Origin of the sequence: Streptomyces sp. HUAS YS2, from assembly GCF_033343995.1 — a bacterium.
Classification (GTDB): domain Bacteria; phylum Actinomycetota; class Actinomycetes; order Streptomycetales; family Streptomycetaceae; genus Streptomyces; species Streptomyces solicathayae.
Genome location: NZ_CP137573.1, coordinates 721,491 through 737,134, shown reverse-complemented (window position 1 = coordinate 737,134; position 15,644 = coordinate 721,491). Strand labels below are relative to the sequence as shown.

14 protein-coding genes are annotated in these 15,644 nt (G+C 73.7%); 8 read left to right on the top strand and 6 right to left on the bottom strand.

Annotation, left to right across the window (positions count from 1 at the left end; all coding sequences use genetic code 11):
* Positions 1-2: 2 nt before the first annotated feature.
* Entirely contained in the window at positions 3-749 is a 747-nt protein-coding gene (locus R2D22_RS03545) for a CPBP family intramembrane glutamic endopeptidase (protein ID WP_318101154.1), read from the top strand.
* Positions 750-786: 37 nt separating this feature from the next.
* On the opposite strand, the gene R2D22_RS03540 is transcribed toward R2D22_RS03545, so the two are convergent.
* Positions 787-2,478, bottom strand: coding sequence for an alpha/beta hydrolase (locus R2D22_RS03540; protein ID WP_318101152.1), 1,692 nt, complete (start codon positions 2,476-2,478; stop codon positions 787-789).
* An 82-nt stretch (positions 2,479-2,560) separates the two neighbouring features.
* On the opposite strand from R2D22_RS03540, the gene R2D22_RS03535 reads away from it, so the two are divergent.
* Positions 2,561-3,532 (top strand): 1-aminocyclopropane-1-carboxylate deaminase/D-cysteine desulfhydrase, encoded by a 972-nt coding sequence (locus R2D22_RS03535; RefSeq protein ID WP_318101150.1) that lies wholly within the window; start codon positions 2,561-2,563, stop codon positions 3,530-3,532.
* A gap of 5 nt (positions 3,533-3,537) precedes the next feature.
* Here the strand turns inward: R2D22_RS03535 and R2D22_RS03530 are convergent, their stop codons facing one another.
* On the bottom strand, positions 3,538-4,962 hold the full coding sequence (locus R2D22_RS03530; RefSeq protein WP_318101149.1) for a tetratricopeptide repeat protein: 1,425 nt from the start codon (positions 4,960-4,962) through the stop codon (positions 3,538-3,540).
* A 218-nt stretch (positions 4,963-5,180) separates the two neighbouring features.
* Between R2D22_RS03530 and R2D22_RS03525 the strand changes: the two genes are divergently transcribed.
* The 4 genes from R2D22_RS03525 (at position 5,181) to R2D22_RS03510 (ending at position 10,527) form a co-directional block, all read left to right on the top strand.
* Entirely contained in the window at positions 5,181-6,392 is a 1,212-nt protein-coding gene (locus tag R2D22_RS03525; protein WP_411976967.1) for a 4-hydroxybenzoate 3-monooxygenase, read from the top strand.
* A gap of 83 nt (positions 6,393-6,475) precedes the next feature.
* Positions 6,476-8,200 (top strand): methyltransferase, encoded by a 1,725-nt coding sequence (locus tag R2D22_RS03520; RefSeq protein ID WP_318101148.1) that lies wholly within the window; start codon positions 6,476-6,478, stop codon positions 8,198-8,200.
* 139 nt (positions 8,201-8,339) lie between these two features.
* Positions 8,340-9,539 (top strand): NAD(P)/FAD-dependent oxidoreductase, encoded by a 1,200-nt coding sequence (locus tag R2D22_RS03515; RefSeq protein ID WP_318101147.1) that lies wholly within the window; start codon positions 8,340-8,342, stop codon positions 9,537-9,539.
* A gap of 13 nt (positions 9,540-9,552) precedes the next feature.
* The gene (locus R2D22_RS03510; protein WP_318101145.1) at positions 9,553-10,527 is read left to right on the top strand and encodes a sigma-70 family RNA polymerase sigma factor; all 975 of its coding nucleotides are present in this window, start codon (positions 9,553-9,555) and stop codon (positions 10,525-10,527) included.
* On the opposite strand, the gene R2D22_RS03505 is transcribed toward R2D22_RS03510, so the two are convergent.
* A complete protein-coding gene (locus R2D22_RS03505; RefSeq protein WP_318101142.1) occupies positions 10,511-11,896 on the bottom strand; it encodes a glycosyltransferase 87 family protein in 1,386 nt (461 codons plus the stop codon). The genes R2D22_RS03510 and R2D22_RS03505 overlap by 17 nt on opposite strands.
* A 126-nt stretch (positions 11,897-12,022) precedes the next feature.
* Here R2D22_RS03505 and R2D22_RS03500 point away from each other — a divergent pair, with 126 nt between their 5' ends.
* Both R2D22_RS03500 and R2D22_RS03495 read left to right on the top strand, forming a co-directional pair.
* Positions 12,023-13,180 (top strand): molybdopterin-dependent oxidoreductase, encoded by a 1,158-nt coding sequence (locus tag R2D22_RS03500; protein WP_318101141.1) that lies wholly within the window; start codon positions 12,023-12,025, stop codon positions 13,178-13,180.
* Positions 13,177-13,602 (top strand): hypothetical protein, encoded by a 426-nt coding sequence (locus R2D22_RS03495; RefSeq protein ID WP_318101139.1) that lies wholly within the window; start codon positions 13,177-13,179, stop codon positions 13,600-13,602. The genes R2D22_RS03500 and R2D22_RS03495 overlap by 4 nt, the downstream gene beginning before the upstream one ends.
* Here R2D22_RS03495 and R2D22_RS03490 read toward each other — a convergent pair.
* The 3 genes from R2D22_RS03490 to R2D22_RS03480 are packed head-to-tail and all read right to left on the bottom strand — an operon-like array spanning position 13,578 to position 15,543.
* On the bottom strand, positions 13,578-14,240 hold the full coding sequence (locus R2D22_RS03490; RefSeq protein WP_318101137.1) for a class I SAM-dependent methyltransferase: 663 nt from the start codon (positions 14,238-14,240) through the stop codon (positions 13,578-13,580). The genes R2D22_RS03495 and R2D22_RS03490 overlap by 25 nt on opposite strands.
* Positions 14,237-14,869 carry a TIGR04282 family arsenosugar biosynthesis glycosyltransferase gene (locus R2D22_RS03485; RefSeq protein ID WP_318101136.1) on the bottom strand — a complete coding sequence of 211 codons (633 nt, stop codon included), beginning with the start codon at positions 14,867-14,869 and terminating at the stop codon, positions 14,237-14,239. Before R2D22_RS03485 ends, R2D22_RS03490 begins: the two co-directional genes overlap by 4 nt.
* Complete coding sequence (locus tag R2D22_RS03480; protein ID WP_318109561.1) at positions 14,866-15,543, bottom strand: glycosyltransferase family 2 protein; 678 nt, start codon at positions 15,541-15,543, stop codon at positions 14,866-14,868. Before R2D22_RS03480 ends, R2D22_RS03485 begins: the two co-directional genes overlap by 4 nt.
* Positions 15,544-15,644: the final 101 nt, after the last annotated feature.

Here is a 15,644-nt window from a genome sequence, read left to right as displayed (position 1 = left end):
CGATGGACGGACGGGCCGTACGGTCGGACGCGCCGCCGGGGAGCCGGTGGCGCGGGCCGATCGGCACCTGGCCGGCCGTCGGCCTCACGGTCGCCGTCCTCGTCGCGTCCAACCTGCTGCTGGACCGCTGGACGGGCGCGCTCCGCCTGCTGACGGCCGTCGCCGTCAGCGCCCTGCTGCTCGCCGTGCTCCGCTGGGCGGGCGGCACCCTGGCGGACGCCGGGCTGGCACCCGGGACCCTGGCCCGCGGTGCCCGGTGGGGGCTGGCCCTGATGGGGCTCGTCGCCGTCGTCTACGCCGCCGGAGCGCTGCTCCCGGAGACCCGCTCGCTCTTCGAGGACCGCCGGTACGACGGGATGACGGGGGGCGAGCTGGCGGTGCGCGTGCTCGTGCTCGTCCCCGTCGGCACCGTCCTGGTGGAGGAGGTCGCCTTCCGTGGCGTGCTCTACGGCCTGGTCCGCCGGGCCAGAGGGACGGTATGGGCGACGACCGTGTCGAGTCTGCTGTTCGGCCTGTGGCACGTGCTGCCGTCCCTGCACCTGGCCTCCGCGAAACCGGCCCTGACCACGACCTTCGGGGACTCCGGGTTCGGCTCGGCCCTCGCGGTCGCGGGCGCCGTCCTGTTCACGGCGGCAGCGGGCGTCCTGCTCTGCGAACTGCGCCGCCGCAGCGACAGCCTGCTGGCGCCGATGAGCCTGCACTGGGCGGTCAACGCCTTCGGCTACGTGGTGGGGTTCCTGCTCGACTGACCACGCGCGGACGCGCGTCCCCGGCCGGCGGCCCGCGTCAGCCCTCCGGGTGGATGACGTCCTTCAGCCGGTCGAGATCCTGCGGAGTGAACCCCGTAGGACGCATCACGGTGTTCCAGCCGTCCACGTACGCGGCCTTGTACGTGTGGCCGTGGCCGTCCGGGACGCCCGTGGAGAACGGCAGGTCGGCGGTGACCTGCCAGAAGGTCACGAACGGGATCCAGACCATCGACTCGAGGACGTCCGGTCCGGGCGCCTGACCGATCCAGTCAGGTTCGGAGAGGGCCAGATCCGGGCTCCACCAGACGATCGGGTCGGACGCGTGCATGAGGTACAGCACCCGTGTGTCGTTCCACGGCTCGTCCGTCGGGGGAATCCCGGTGGTCGGGTCCTCGGTGAACCGTACGGTACGTCCGTCCCGGTAGACCGGCTCGATCTCCGGGCTTCCCTTGTCGCGGTGGTCGCTGAACTCGCGGAACAGGGCGTTGAAGTTCGGCGGACCGGCGAACAGGGTGCCGGCGGTGCGGTTGCGCAGGTCGTACTCGCCGCTGAAGGCCGTCTCACCGCCGAACGAGCCCAGGCTCTCGCCCGCCACGAACAGCCGAGGACGCTTGTCCTGGGGCAGCTTGGACCAGACGTCGTAGACCGCGTCGAACAGCTCGCGGCCGGCCGCGCGCGCCTTGGACTGGTCCACGAGATAGGAGAGCCAGGACGGCAGGTACGAGTACTGCATCGCCACCGTGGCCGAATCGCCGTCGCCGAGGTACTCGAACGAGTCCACGGCGGCGGGGTCGACCCAGCCGCTTCCCGTGGTGGTCAACACGAGCAGGTTCGCGCGCTGGAAGCCGCCCGCCCGTTCGAGGTCCGCGACGGCCCGCTTCGCGCGGGACTCGGTGTCGTCCGCGGTCTCCAGCCCCGCGTAGGCCCGGACGGGTTCCAGCGCCCGGCGGTGGGTGAACGAGCCGATGTCCCCCGCCGTCGGACCGCTGCCGGTGAACGCCCGGCCCTCCCGGCCGAGCGAGCCCCACGGCACCAGCGAACCGGGTCCGCCGGAGCGCAGCGCCGAGGTGGGCTGGTGCACGCCCTCGGGCGTCTCGTCGTCGCGCAGCGAGAACGCCTCGTTGGCCGCGTTCACGAAGCCGCTCAGCAGCACCCCGCTGAAGACGGACCAGGCCAGCGCCGCCACCACGAGCCAGCCGACCACCTGCGCCGCGCGCGGGCCGACCCACCGGCCGAGAAGCCCGGCCACCCATCGGTACAGACGCCGGAGCCCCCGGCCGGCGTACAACAGCAGAAGGAAGACGAGCGCGGCCACGAACGGGCAGGCGATGGTGGCGAGGACGTTGTAGTCGGAGACCCCCATGAGTCGGCGGATCTCGTGCTGCCAGTACTGGCCGAAGCCGAACGCGAGGCCGAACAGCACGAGCGCGGAGCCGCAAAGGATCTGCCACGACCTGCTCGACGGGCTTCGTGCCTCCCGGTCGGCGAACGCGCGCCACACATAGGCCGCGATCACGCCGAGCCCGTACCCGATGGCGGCGCTGATGCCGGCGATCAGCCCCTGGAGGATCCCGCCGCGCGGCAGCAGCGACGGAGTGAAGGAGAGGCAGGTGAAGAGGAGCGCGCCCCAGCAGCCGGGGAGCGTGAGGCGCGGCGACCGTCGGCGCTTCCCGGGACTGTCCGGCGGGGACTCGTGCACATCCGGGGACTCGTGCACATCAGGAGTCATGGCAGCCTCCGGATGACATGATCCCAAGGCCCGCCCCGACGTGCCACCCGGACCCGGACCCATCGCCGCGCAGGGAGAGACCATGACCAAGCCGATTCTGCAGAGGCGCTTTCCCGCGCTCGAGCGGACGCTGCCGTTCCGCCGTCTCGGGGACGGCCCGACACCGGTACGGCGGCTCACCGGAACCACCCGGGACGACCTGTGGTGCAAGGACGAGAGCGGCTACGGGACCGGCGGCTGGGGCGGCAACAAGGTACGCAAGCTGGAATGGCTCCTGCCCGAGATGCAGCGGCGCAAGGCGCACACCGTCCTGACCGTCGGCGCGACCGGCACGAACTGGGGGCTGGCGGCGGCGTTGTACGCGCGCGAACTCGGCATCGACACCGTCCTCGCCCTCGTCGACCAGCCCGAGGACGAGCATGTGCGCGAGCAACAGCGCAGGCTGCGGGAGTCCGGCGCCACCGTGCACCACACCCGCAGCAAACTGCTGACGATGGCCGGTGCGCCGTGGCTGTTCCTGCGCCACACGCGCGGCGGGCGCCTGCCGTACTACCTCCCGCCGGGCGGCTCCGCGCCCATCGGCGTGCTCGGCTACGTCGAGGCCGGACTGGAACTCGGGGAACAGGTGGTGGCCGGCAGGCTGCCGGCGCCCCGTCACATCGTCACCGCCGTCGGCTCGGGCGGGACCGTCGCGGGTCTCGCCCTGGGCTGCGCGCTGGCCGGGTTGCGCGCGCGGGTGATCGGGGTGGTGGTCAACGACACGCTGCCGCTCGCCACGCGCGACCTGACCCGGCTCGCCGACCGGGCGGCCGCCGTCCTGCGCAAGCGCGGCGCGGCGTTCGACACCCCGCAGCTACGGCTCACGGCGACCCGTGACTACCTGGGCGGCGGCTACGGCCACCCGACGGCCCAGGCCGCCGACGCGGCGGACACGGCCGAGGCCGCCGGCCTGCGGCTGGATCCCGTGTACTCCGCGAAGGCGTTCGCGGCGGCGCTGACCGCCGACCTGGAGGGTCCGGTGCTCTTCCTGAACACCTACGGCCCGAGGAAGTGAGCGACTCAGACGCGGACGGAGGTCAGGTCGCCGGTCCTGCCCAGCGTGCTCGCCCGGTCGCGGGCGACGGCGGCCTGTGCGGCGTCGCCCAGTGAGTCCGCCAGGCGGGCCCGGCTCAGCCAGTTGTACGGGCTGTCCGGGCGCAGCGCGGTCCGCTCGCTGATGAGCGTGCGGGCCATGTCGTGCCGCCCGGACTTCAGCGAGGATTCGAGAAGGGTCTTCTGCACCGCGTCGCGCTGGGCGTGGCTGCCCCCGAACTCGTGCAGGCGCCGGCGCACCGGCCAAAGCAGTTCCACCACGGCGGCGTGATCGCCGCGGCCGTACGCGACGAGCGCCTCGCAGACGGGCAGGCCGACGTGCGCCGTCATCGCGTGGTTCGTGACCGCCGTCGTCCCGGCCTCCACCAGCCACCGCCGGCGGTCGGCGATCAGCCGCTCCGCCTCCGCGACCCGTCCGGCTCCGACGTAGGACATCACGGCGTGCACGTCGTTGAAGACGTAGTGCGGCGGATCGGCCCGCCCGGACCACGCGTCGGCGAGCGCCTCCCAGCGGGCGGACTGGTCGATCCCCGCCAGGTGGAACCGCCACAGCATGGCCGCCGCGTCGAGGAGTTCCATGGCGAGGCCCCTGGACTCCTCGTTGTGCAGGGCCGCGTCGTAGATGCCCAGCGCGGTGTCGGTGGCGCCCGCCTCCAGGGCGTAGAGCGCGTAGTGCCACCAGTTGTGCACCGTGAGGAAGTTGCCGCTCGACCAGTGCTCCGTGCGGGCGTCGAGGAAGGCGATGCCCTCGGTGAACCGGCCCTGCATCTCGTAGGTGTGCACGACGGCGTGGATCGCCCAGACGTCGTGCGGGTTCTGCTCGATCGCGGCCGAGCCGGTCTCCCGGGCGTGGACGTAGTGCCCGGACTCCTCCAGACCGAAGGCGTACATGCCCAGGAGCGGTCCCCGGTGCGGGTCGTCGGCCTCCCAGGCGGACAGCACACCGCCGATCCTGTCCCGCAGTCGCAGGGCGTCACCGGTGAGGAAGTCGAGCTGGTGCCCGACGAAGAGTGCGAGAGCGTCGCGCGGATGCGCCACGACGACCTCCTCCAGGAGCGCGCTCCCTCGCCGCAGATCGCCCGCGAGCAGGGCCTCGGCGGCGGCCATGTGCAGGAGCTCCCGCATGGGCAGACCGGTCGGGTCCACGTCCGCGGCGAACGCGTCGAAGCGCCGGCGCGCCGCGGCGGCGTCGCCCGGCTCCGTGCCCAGCACCCCCAGATAGACCGCGAACGCCTGCGCCAGGGGCGAGGCGGGGGCGACCTTCAGAAGATCCTCGACCGCGTCGGCCACTTCGGGGCGGAAGAAGAGCAGGGACTCCACCGCACGGTCCAGGTGAGCGGCCGCCTCCGAGGTGCCGTTGTGCACGGCGTGGCCGTATCGGTCGGTTGTCACCACTGATCACCTCGTCATGAGAGCCGCACCACGGACAGTCCTTCCCATGAAGCCAGTCGACGGCACCTGGGGACAGTCCCTGAACAGGTGATCCGTCGGGGTCTCCCTGGACGCGCCCCCGTTCGTTCCCTCGCGAGAAGAACCCTTTTCTCGGCTACAGGTGCATTCGGGTGATCTTGGTCCGTCCGCATGCTCATCGATGCCTATGATCCACTTCCGTGACAGAAAGTCAGTATGCCCGAGTTGCCCACGAGTTGGCCGATGTGGTCATCCTCGGGGCCGGTCCGGCCGGTCTTGTGCTGGGGAACCTTCTTCTCCGCGACGGTGTCGACTGCGTCGTTCTGGAACGCGCCGGTCGCGACCACATCCAGAACCGGCCGCGGGCGGGGTTCCTCGCCCCGAACACCGCGCGGATCCTGGAACGCAACGGTCTCGACGGGGGGTTACGCCGCCGGGGGCAGGAGCACGGCGTCTGCGAGTTCCGCACCGAGGACGGCCGATTCCGCCTCGACTACCGACAGCTCGGCCGGGGCGAGCCGCACACCGTCTATCCCCAGCACGAGCTGGTCACCGACCTGCTCGCGCAGTTCCTCGACGCCGGGGGGCGGATCCGTTTCGACACGGAGGCGGTCGCCGTCTCCGACGCGGACGGCCCGACGCCCTCGGTGACCGTACGGGACGTGGACGGGCGCCCCGCGCGATGGCGGGCACGGTACGTCGCCGCCTGCGACGGCCGCCACGGGGCGGGACGGCGCTCGCTGCCGCCCGGCGCGGTGCGCCACCACCACCGCGACCACGGCGTGTCCTGGCTGGGACTGCTCGCCGAGGCGCCGCCGAGCATCGACGCCGTGGGCTATGCGATCCACCCGGGCGGGTTCGCCGGGCACATGGCCCGGTCCGCCGAGATCACCCGCTACTACCTGCAGTGCCGACGCGGGACCCGGCCCGACACCTGGAGCGAGGACCGACTCTGGGACGAACTCGACCTGCGCATGCGCGCGGCCGAGTACGGACCCTTGCTGCGCGGCCCTCTCGTCCAGCGCGCCGTGGTCGACCTCGAGTCGGACGTACTCGAACCGCTGCGTCACGGCTCGTTGTTCCTGGTGGGCGACGCCGCCGCCCTCATCAGCCCGTCCGCCGCGAAGGGCGCGAACCTCGCGGTGCTGGAGGCCGAGATCCTGGGCCAGGCGCTGATCGACGCCCTGGTCCACGGCGACACCGAGCCGCTCGCCCGCTACTCCGAGCGGTGCCTGACCCACATCTGGCGTGCGCAGGAGTTCTCGCACTGGATGATCCGCCTTCTGCACGGCGCCTCGGATGCCGAGGGCGCCTCCCTCTTCCGGGACCGTCTGCGCCACTCCCGTATCGCCTCGCTGCGCACCTCGCGCACCCAGCAGGACTGGTTCGCCGAGAACTACGTCGGCATCTGACCGGCCCTCACCCCTCCTTCACCCACGGACAGGGAATGCACTCCGAACATCCCTTCACCATGCCCATGCCCATGCCCATGCCTATGGCCACGACGACGGCGAACGTCGTCGTCGACGACGCCGGGCGACTGAGCGCGACGGCCGGCTTCGTGCGTGAGCAGGACACCTCCGTCCTGCTCTCGCGCGTGCTGCCCGGCCTCGACGGCCCCGAACTCCGGGCGCTCACCGACCGGTGCAGCTTCGCGCACGCCGCCCTGCTCGTCTTCCCGCCGGACGAGCAGACGCTGCGGACCGAGCTGGCGGCGTGCGGGCTTCCGGCGGACGCGCGGCCACAGCCCAGCGTCGTCGTCCGCGAACGCCTCGCCGCACGCTGCGGTCGCCCTGCCGCCGATCTTGACGTAAGGATTCTCCGTCCCGAGGTCCGCGGTCCCGCCGGAGAGCACCGGGCGGTCGAGGTGTTCGCGCTGACCGTGCCGCCGGGCTCCGGACTGTCCGGGATCGCCGCCGACGAACGCGGCTCCGACCACGAGGCGCACCTCGCCTTCGACGTCACGCGGCCCGACCCGCTGGTGCTCCGGGGGCTGCTGGAGAGCTTCGCACAGCACGGAGCGGCCGCCGACGGGGGCGGCTACAACCCGCACGAGGACGGCACGGTCTTCTACTTCACCGCCCCCGTCGGCACGAAGACGCCGTACGGGCGCGTGGAGTTGTACGCGAGCGGCGACCACCGCGACGTACTGACCGAACACCTCGGCCGGCGCCCGGCTGCGGGTCCCGCACGACAGCGCGGTGAAACGCAGCCCACGGAAACTCTCCTGCGCCTGCTGACCGGCGCCTGGACCACCCAGGCCCTCGCGGCGTGCGCGCAACTCCGGCTGCCGGAGGCCATGAACCGTCAATCCGGGTCCGGCGTCCCGGAGCTGGCCCGGACCGTCGACGCCGACCCGCAGAGCCTGGGGACCCTGCTGCGGTACCTCGCCATGCTGGGCGTGGTCTCCCAGGGCCCGGACGGCTTCCGCCTCACGGATGTCGGCGCACTGCTGGACGCCGGTGCCCCACGCTCGATGCGGCCCCTGGCGCTGATGTACGGCGGTCCCTTCTACCAGTCCTTCGCGCACCTGGCCCACGCCGTACGCACCGGACAACCGGGCTTCGAGCATCTCTACGGCGAGAACCACTTCGACCACTTCGCCCGCGACCCCGAACTCACCGCCCTCTTCGATCAGTCGATGGTGTCGAGCGCCCCCATCTTCGATCCGCTTCCAGCGCACCCCGTCCTCACCGCCGCCGCGACCGCCCCCGGCCGCCCCCGCACCGTCGTCGACATCGCCGGCGGCACCGGAGAACTCCTCGGCCGCATCCTCACCGCCCACCCCGCCCTGCGCGGCATCCTCCTCGAACGCCCCCAGGTCCTGGAGGCGGCACGCGCGCACCTGGCCGCCACCGAGGCCGGCGCACGGTGCGAATACCGGGCGGGCGACTTCGCGGACGTACCCCCGGGCGCCGACGTGTACATCCTGTCCCGCGTCCTGCACGACTGGGACGACGACTTCTGCCGCGCCATCCTGGGTCACTGTGCCGGGGCCATGCCCCGGCACGCGGACCTGCTCGTCGTCGAGCGCCTCCTGCCGACCGACGACACCCCCTCGCTCGCCACCGCGTGGGACCTCCACATGATGTGCAACACCGGCGGCCGGGAGCGCACCGCCGACCACTACGCCCGCCTGCTCGAAGAGCGCGGCCTCGTGCTCGTCGGCCACACCCCGCTGGCCCTCGGCGCGCATGCCCTCCACGCCCGCAGAGCCTGAAATCCTGGTTCGCCCGGAGGCGAAACGTCCCCTCCGGGCGGCCCCCAGCCTGTGACCCACGTCACATTCGAATCCTGTCAGGAATCGGGATGCTGCCCCGCTCAACCACCGGGAGCAAGCGAACGGACAGGAGCATCACATGAAGCACCGCATCGTCGTCCTCGGCGCCGGCTATGCCGGGGCCTACGTGGCCGGGACCCTGGGGCGTCGGCTGGACCCGGCGGACACCGAGATCACCGTGGTCAACGCCGAGCCGGACTTCGTCCAGCGGCTGCGGCTGCATCAGCTCGCGGCCGGGCAGGAGATCGAGGCTCCGCGGCTCGCCGACGTCTTCGCGGGCACGGGCGTACGGCTGCGCCTGGCCAGGGTCACCGCCGTCGACCCCGAGCGCCGGGTCGTCGCCGTGGCCGACGCCGACGGCGGCGGCGAGCTCGGATACGACACGCTGCTCTACGCGCTCGGGAGCCACGGCGCCGACCACGGCGTCCCCGGCGTCGCCGGGCACGCCTTCGACATCGCCGCCCGGCCCTCGGCGCTGCGCCTGCGCGAGCGCCTGGACGGCCTGGAGGAGCGGGGCGCGGGCGGCAGTGTGCTGGTCGTCGGAGACGGGCTGACCGGCATCGAGACCGCCACGGAGATCGCCGAATCCCGGCCCGGCCTTTCGGTCACGCTGATCGCCCGCGGCGAGCTGGGGGCCAGGCTCTCCGCCGCAGCCCGCGGCCACCTGCGCCGGGCCTGCGCCCGGCTGGGCGTCGCCGTGCTGGAGCACACGCGTGTCGAAGCCGTCGAAGCGACACGGGTGTTGTGCGCCGACGGAACCGCCCTGACGTCCGACGCGACCGTGTGGACGGCCGGGTTCGCGGTCGGCCCCATCGCCGCCGTCGGCGGTCTCGAGGTCACCGAGGACGGTCGGATCGTCGTCGACCGCACCATGCGGTCGGTCTCCCACCCGGACGTCTACGCCGTCGGCGACAGCGCCCACGCCATCGGCGACAACGGCCGGCCGTTGCCGATGTCCTGCGCCTCGGCCGGTTACACCGGGATGCAGGCCACCGGCGCGATCGTGGGGCGGCTGACCGGCCGCAAGATCCCGAACACCTCGCTGGGGTACCCGGGCAACCACATCAGCCTCGGGCGGCGGGACGGGATCCTGCAGATGGTCGACGGCGAGGCGATGGCGAAGCCCAAGTTCGTGGGCGGCCGGAAGGCCGCGCGGATCAAGGCCGCCATCCTCAGGATGTCGCTGTGGACCACCTCGCACCCGACCTTCGGACTGCCCAGGCGCAGGCACCGGTTGGCCGCGTCGCCACGGAAGTCCGCCGAGAAGGCGGTGGCGTAGCCGCCTGACTAAGGTGATCCGTGTGGACAGCACCGACACCGATCGCTTCGACGCCGATCGCTTCGACACGGACCGGTTCGAGGCCAGCCGGAACCGGCTGGCCTCGCTGGCGTACCGACTCCTGGGCTCCGCCACCGACGCCGAGGACGCCGTGCAGGACGCGTTCCTGCGCTGGCAGGCCGCCGACCGGCGGCGGATCAAGGTGCCGGAGGCATGGCTGACCAAGGTCGTCACCCACCTCTGCCTCGACCGGCTCCGCTCGGCGCAGGCCCGCCGCGAACGCACCGCCGGTGCCTGGCTGCCCGAACCGCTCCTGGACGGCGACCCGATGCTCGGCCCCGCCGACACCTTCGAGCAGCGCGAGTCCGTCTCGCTGGCCATGCTGATGCTCATGGAGCGCCTGGCACCCCACGAACGGGCCGTCTACCTCCTGCGCGAGGCGTTCTCGTACAGTCACGCCGAGATCGCCGAGATCCTCGACATCACCGAGTCCGCGAGCCAGCAGCACCTCCACCGGGCCCGGCGCCGCATCACCGCCGCGCGCCGCGGCGGCGAAGTCGACCCGGCAGCCGCCCGCAGGATCGTCGAGGAGTTCCTCACCGCCGCCTCATCGGGCCGCACCGAACAGCTGGTGGCCCTGCTCACCGACGACGCGACCGCGATCTCCGACGGCGCGGGCCTGGCCGAGAAGCTGCTGCGGTTCGACACTGCGGAGCGCATCGCCGCCGTCGCACGGGCGGGCTTCAAGCCCACGGCCGCGAAGCGGCGCCTGGCCGGCGGCACGCCCGCCGTCCACTACGCGTCCGTCAACGGCGCCCCCGCCGTCCTCTTCGTCGTCGGCGACCGGGTCGTCGGCGCCGTGACGTTCGACCTCACGGACGGCAGGATCGCCACCCTGCGCGGCATCGCCGCACCGGCCCGCCTCGTCCGCCTCACCGAAGCCTGGCGGCGGCACGAGCCGGACAGCCCGCTCATCGGCGCGTGGTGACCCCGAAGGGCCGGACCGGGCTCCCCGTGGGTGTCGCTCGGTCCCGGTGGCGCCGCAGCCACGCCCCGGCGCACACCGCCACCGCCGCGGCCCCGTACGCGGCGGTCGCGGCCCCCGGGCCCACCGTGGGCCCGGCGAGGTACGCGACCGCGCCGGCGAGGGCGAGGCCCAGCCACTCCCACCGGCCGTCCAGGGCCACCAGGGCGACGAGCAGGAGCGCGTACCAGGAGTAGCCGGGGGTGAGGAGCAGGAAGGCCGTCCCGGTGGTGAACAGGGCGCCGCGCCAGGGGCGTTCGGGGTCGCCGCGCCACCAGACGGCGAGTGCCACCGCCGTCATGACGAGCAGCACGGCGGGCGTCGCCCACGCGTCGGGCAGGACGAGCCGCAGCAGGGCGTACCGCCCGCCCGCGCCCGCGTCGTCGTACCCTTCCTCCCGCGCGTATCCGCCCAGGTAACCGAGGACCGATCCGTCGGACAGCAGGACGTACGGGAGGTACAGCAGCCCGACGACCGTCATGGCCGGAGCCACGACCGACAGGACCGCGCGCGGCCGGCGCGTGCCGGAGAGCGCGCCCGGGAGCAGGACGGCGGGCAGCAGCTTCGCCGCGATCGCGAGACCGAGCAGGACGCCGCCGGTGACGCGCCGACGCGACACCACGGCGAGGGCCGCGACGGAGAACAGAACGGCGAGGACGTCGACATGGGCGTTGTTCACGGCCTCGACGGGGACGGCCGGGCACCAGGCCCAGAGGGCCGCCCGCCGGGGATCGCCGCGACGGCGCAGGACGACGACCAGAAGCCCGGTCACCGCGAGCGAGAGGACGACGGCACCGGTCTGCAGCCCCTTGTGGCGGCTTCCGACCGGCGAGACGGTGTCGACCAGAAGGAACCAGCCCTCGGCGACGGGCGGGTAGATCGTGTGCACGGAAGGCCGGTTGATGCGGGTGCACCCGCCGTCGGCCAGCGGGGCGAGGCCGCGCTCCTGCGCGCAGCCGGCCGCGTCGGGGAAGAGCCATCCGTCGCGCAGGCGGGCGAGCGCCGGGTCGGCGGGGACGTGGTCGTACGGGGAGAGGCCGGCGGCCTGCACGCGGCCGTCCCACGCGTACCGGTAGGAGTCCGTGCTCGTACGCGGCTCCGCCACCAGCCCGACGACGGTGACCGCGACCGCCCCCGCTAGTACCAGCGGGACCACCGAGTGGGCGGGAACCCGGCGCAGGGCGACCAAGGCACCTGCGAACAGTGCCCAGCACCCCGCGTATCCCGCCAGGAAGCGGGCCCCGAGAGCGTCCCCGCCCAGCAGGACGGCCAGGGCGGCGGTCAGGGCCGCGAGCAGCAGCGCGGCGAGGAAGAGCGAGCGGGCACGGAACATGGGCGCAGCCTGGCAGTGCGCCCGGCCACTTCGGCGGCCGACCCGTCGAGGCGTTCGGGTTTCGTAAGGTGTCGAACGCTCCGCACGGAGCCCAGCGGGGGTGTCATGGACGTCATGACCTCCCGCATGCCCAGGCCGCGTCGGACCGCCCTGCCCACGCTCCGGCCACCCGCCTTCAACGGCCGTCTGCACGACGCGCGAACGGCGACCGCCGTGGGCCGGTGGCTCGGCGCGGCGTTCGCGGTCTGCTTCGTCACCGGGCTGGTCAGCCACTACCTCCAACACCCGCCGGACTGGCTCGCGAACCATCTGCCGCCCCGCCCGGTGTGGGGCTACCGGCTGACCCAGGGGCTGCACATCGCCAGTGGTCTCGCGGCGATCGTGCTGCTCCTGGTGAAGCTGTGGGCGGTGTACCCGCGGCTGTTCGTGTGGCCGCCGGTGAGGTCCGTGCGGCACGCCCTGGAGCGGCTGTCCGTCGCGGTTCTTGTCGCCTCGGCCGTGTTCCAGGTGCTGACCGGGCTGCTCAACATCGTCGAGTGGTACCCCTGGCCCTTCTCCTTCGTACCGGTGCACTTCGCCGTCGCCTGGGTCGTGACCGGCTCGATCCTGCTGCACCTGGCGGTCAAGGCGCCCGAGATCACGGCCCATTGGAGCAGGCGCTCGGAGGGGACGCTCACGCTGCCGGCCGAGGACGGCCCGGACCGCCGTTCCCTGCTCCTCGGTGCCGGAGCCGCCGTCGGCGTGGTCACGCTGACGACGGTGGGGCAGTCCTTCACTCCGCTGAAGGCGTTCGACCTGCTGGCCCCCCGCCACCCGGACCACGGTCCGCAGGGGCTGCCGGTGAACAGGACCGCCGCCGCGGCCGGAGTGTCCGAGCGGGGCATGGAGGCCTGGCGCCTCGAGGTCGCCGGACCGCGCCCGTACACGCTCACCCTCGACGCCCTGCGCGTGATGCCCCGGGCCGCGGCCCGGCTGCCGATCGCCTGCGTCGAAGGCTGGAGCGTCGAGGCCCGCTGGGAAGGCGTACGGATCCGGGATCTGCTGGAGCGGGCGGGTGGCCGACCGGGGAGCGACGCCGTGCGGGTGACCTCGCTGGAGGTGAGCGGCGCCTACCGGGTGATGGAGATGGGCGCCGAGTACGCGGACGATCCGCTGAGCCTGCTCGCCCTCACCCTCAACGGTCGGACCCTCTCCCTCGATCACGGCTTCCCGGCCCGGATCATCGCCCCGAACCGCCCCGGGGTGCTGCAGACCAAGTGGGTGCACCGGCTGGAGGTGCTGTGAAGGCCACGGATGTGCTGCGGTACGCGGTCGGCGCGCTCGGCGTCGCGCTGATCGGCATCGGCGCGTGGCTGGTGGCTTCCGAGCCCGAACCGGCGGGCGTGCTGGTGTGGTTCGCCGGGGCGCTCGTCCTGCACGACGGGTTCCTCGCCCCGCTGGTCCTCGCGGTGGGGCTGCTGCTCGTCGGACGCCGGTACCGCGGCGTGCTGCGCGGCGCGCTGGTCGTGGCGGGGAGCCTGATCCTGGTCACGCTGCCGCTGCTGGTCCGACCCGGAGAGCCGCCGAACCCCTCCGCGCTGCCCCTGCCGTACGCGCGGAACCTCGCGATCGTCCTGGCGGCGGTGGCCGCCGTGGCCGGGGCGGTGATCCTCGTACGGCGGGGGCGGGGGCGGGGGCGCGCTCAGCGGGGAGCGGACGACGACTGACGGGCCAGGGTCACGAAGTGACGGCCCCACAGGCTCCACCGCTCGGACACCGTCCAGCCCGCGGCGGCCGCGTGCGCGGTCAGCGCGGGCACCCCGACGCGGGCCCACGGGAACCGTTCGCCCCGCCCGCCCCGACCGTCGTCCACCCGTACCTCGCACCGCTCGTCGACGTCCGCGGGCGCGCATTCGGCGATGACCCGGCCGGAGCGTGACACGACCCGCCGCAACCGGCGCAGCAGAGCGACCGGGTCCCCGCCGATCCCTATGTTGCCGTCGATGAGCAGCGCCGTGTCCCAACGCCCCTCACCGGGCAGGGGGTCGAAGACGGACCGGCACAGCGCCGACCCGCCGAGCCCAAGGGTGCGGGCGACCGCCTCCGGGCTGATGTCGACGCCCAGCGCGCGGCGCCCCTCGGCGGCGAGCGCGGCGACGAGCCGCCCCGGGCCGCAGCCGACGTCCAGGACCGCGCCGCGGCAGCGGTCCAGGACGGACCGGTCCGCGCGGTCGGGCGCCTCGCACCAGCGCTCGACCTCCAGCGGCAGCAGCCATCCGTCGTCACGGCGCAGGAAGAGCGGGCCCTGCCCCGTGCGCAGGGCGTCGGCGTACGGGTCGGCGCGCCAGGCCGTTCTCACGCTCACGCCCCCGCTCCCGCCGCCGTGCCCGTCAGGGCCGCGTGCAGCGCCGCGAAGCGGGTGCCGGGCGCCAGGTCCGCCACTCGGCGGGCGTCCTCGGCGGTGTCCACGTCGCGCAGGACGGCCAGGGTGCCGATCCGCAGCCCGGCCGCGCGCAGCCGTCGGTGCTGGACGGCGCCGGTGTCGGGGCGCGACATCGGAACACCCAGCAGCAGGGCGGGGTCGGGGGCGGCCAGGCCGAGGGCCCAGAAGCCGCCGTCCGCCGCGGGGCCGAACCAGGCGTCGTACGCATCCCAACGCAGGGCCGGGGTCAGCAGGGCGGGGGTGATCTGCGGGGTGTCCATGCCGATGAGCAGCGTCGGACCGTCGCAGGCGGCGAACGCGGCGGCGAGCCGTACGTCGAGCCCGCCCTCCGCCTGGGGGACGGTACGGAATTCCGGTGGCAGCCAGGGCCCGGGCCGCCCGTCGAGGACGAGGACATGCCGGTCCGCCGGTACGCGGACGGCCGTTGCGAGCGTGTCGGCGAGGGCCGCCTCCGCGAGGGCGGCGGCCTCCTCGGGCCGGAAAGGGGGCGTGAGCCGGGTCTTGACCCGACCGGGCCGGGGCTCCTTGGCGATGACGAGGAGGGTGGTCACCGGTCGCCACCGCCGCTCGCCGCCGGCTCGTCGAGGACTCGCCGCATGTCGTGCACGGCCTGCCACGTGCCCTTCCACGTGCCGGTGACCTTGGACCGGCCCGCCCGGGGCCGGTAGGGCACGTCGGTCTCGCGCACCCGCCACCCCGCGTCGGCGGCCCTGACCACCATCTGGAGCGGATAGCCGCTGCGCCGGTCGGACAGGCCGAGTTCGAGGAGCGCCTCGCGGCGGGCCACCCGCATCGGCCCGAGGTCGTGCAGCAGCAGCCCGGTTCGCCGGCGCACCAGCCACGACAGCGCGAGGTTGCCGGCCCGGGCATGGGCGGGCCAGGCGCCCCGCCCGGTGGGGCGGCGGCGCCCCAGGACGAGATCGGCGGACCCGTCGGCCACCGACAGCGCGAGGCCGGGCAGCAGGCCGGGGTCGAGGGAGGCGTCGCAGTCGCAGAAGCAGACGAACTCGGCGTCCGCGGCGGTCAGCCCGGCGTGGCAGGCGGCGCCGAAGCCGCGCCGGGGCTCGTGCACGACGGTGGCGCCGAGGTCGGCCGCGAGCGCGGCCGACCCGTCGCTGGAGCCGTTGTCCACGACGATGGCCCGCCACCCGGCGGGGACGCGGGCCAGCACCCACGGCAGGGCCTCGGCCTCGTCGAGACAGGGAAGGACGACATCTACGGTCATGGGGGTCACGCCTCTCACGGTAGGAATCGCGGAGCGGTTCGGGGCCGTGGAAGTCCTTACGAAACGCGGACGCCGGGCGCCGTCCCCCCGACCGGCCGTGA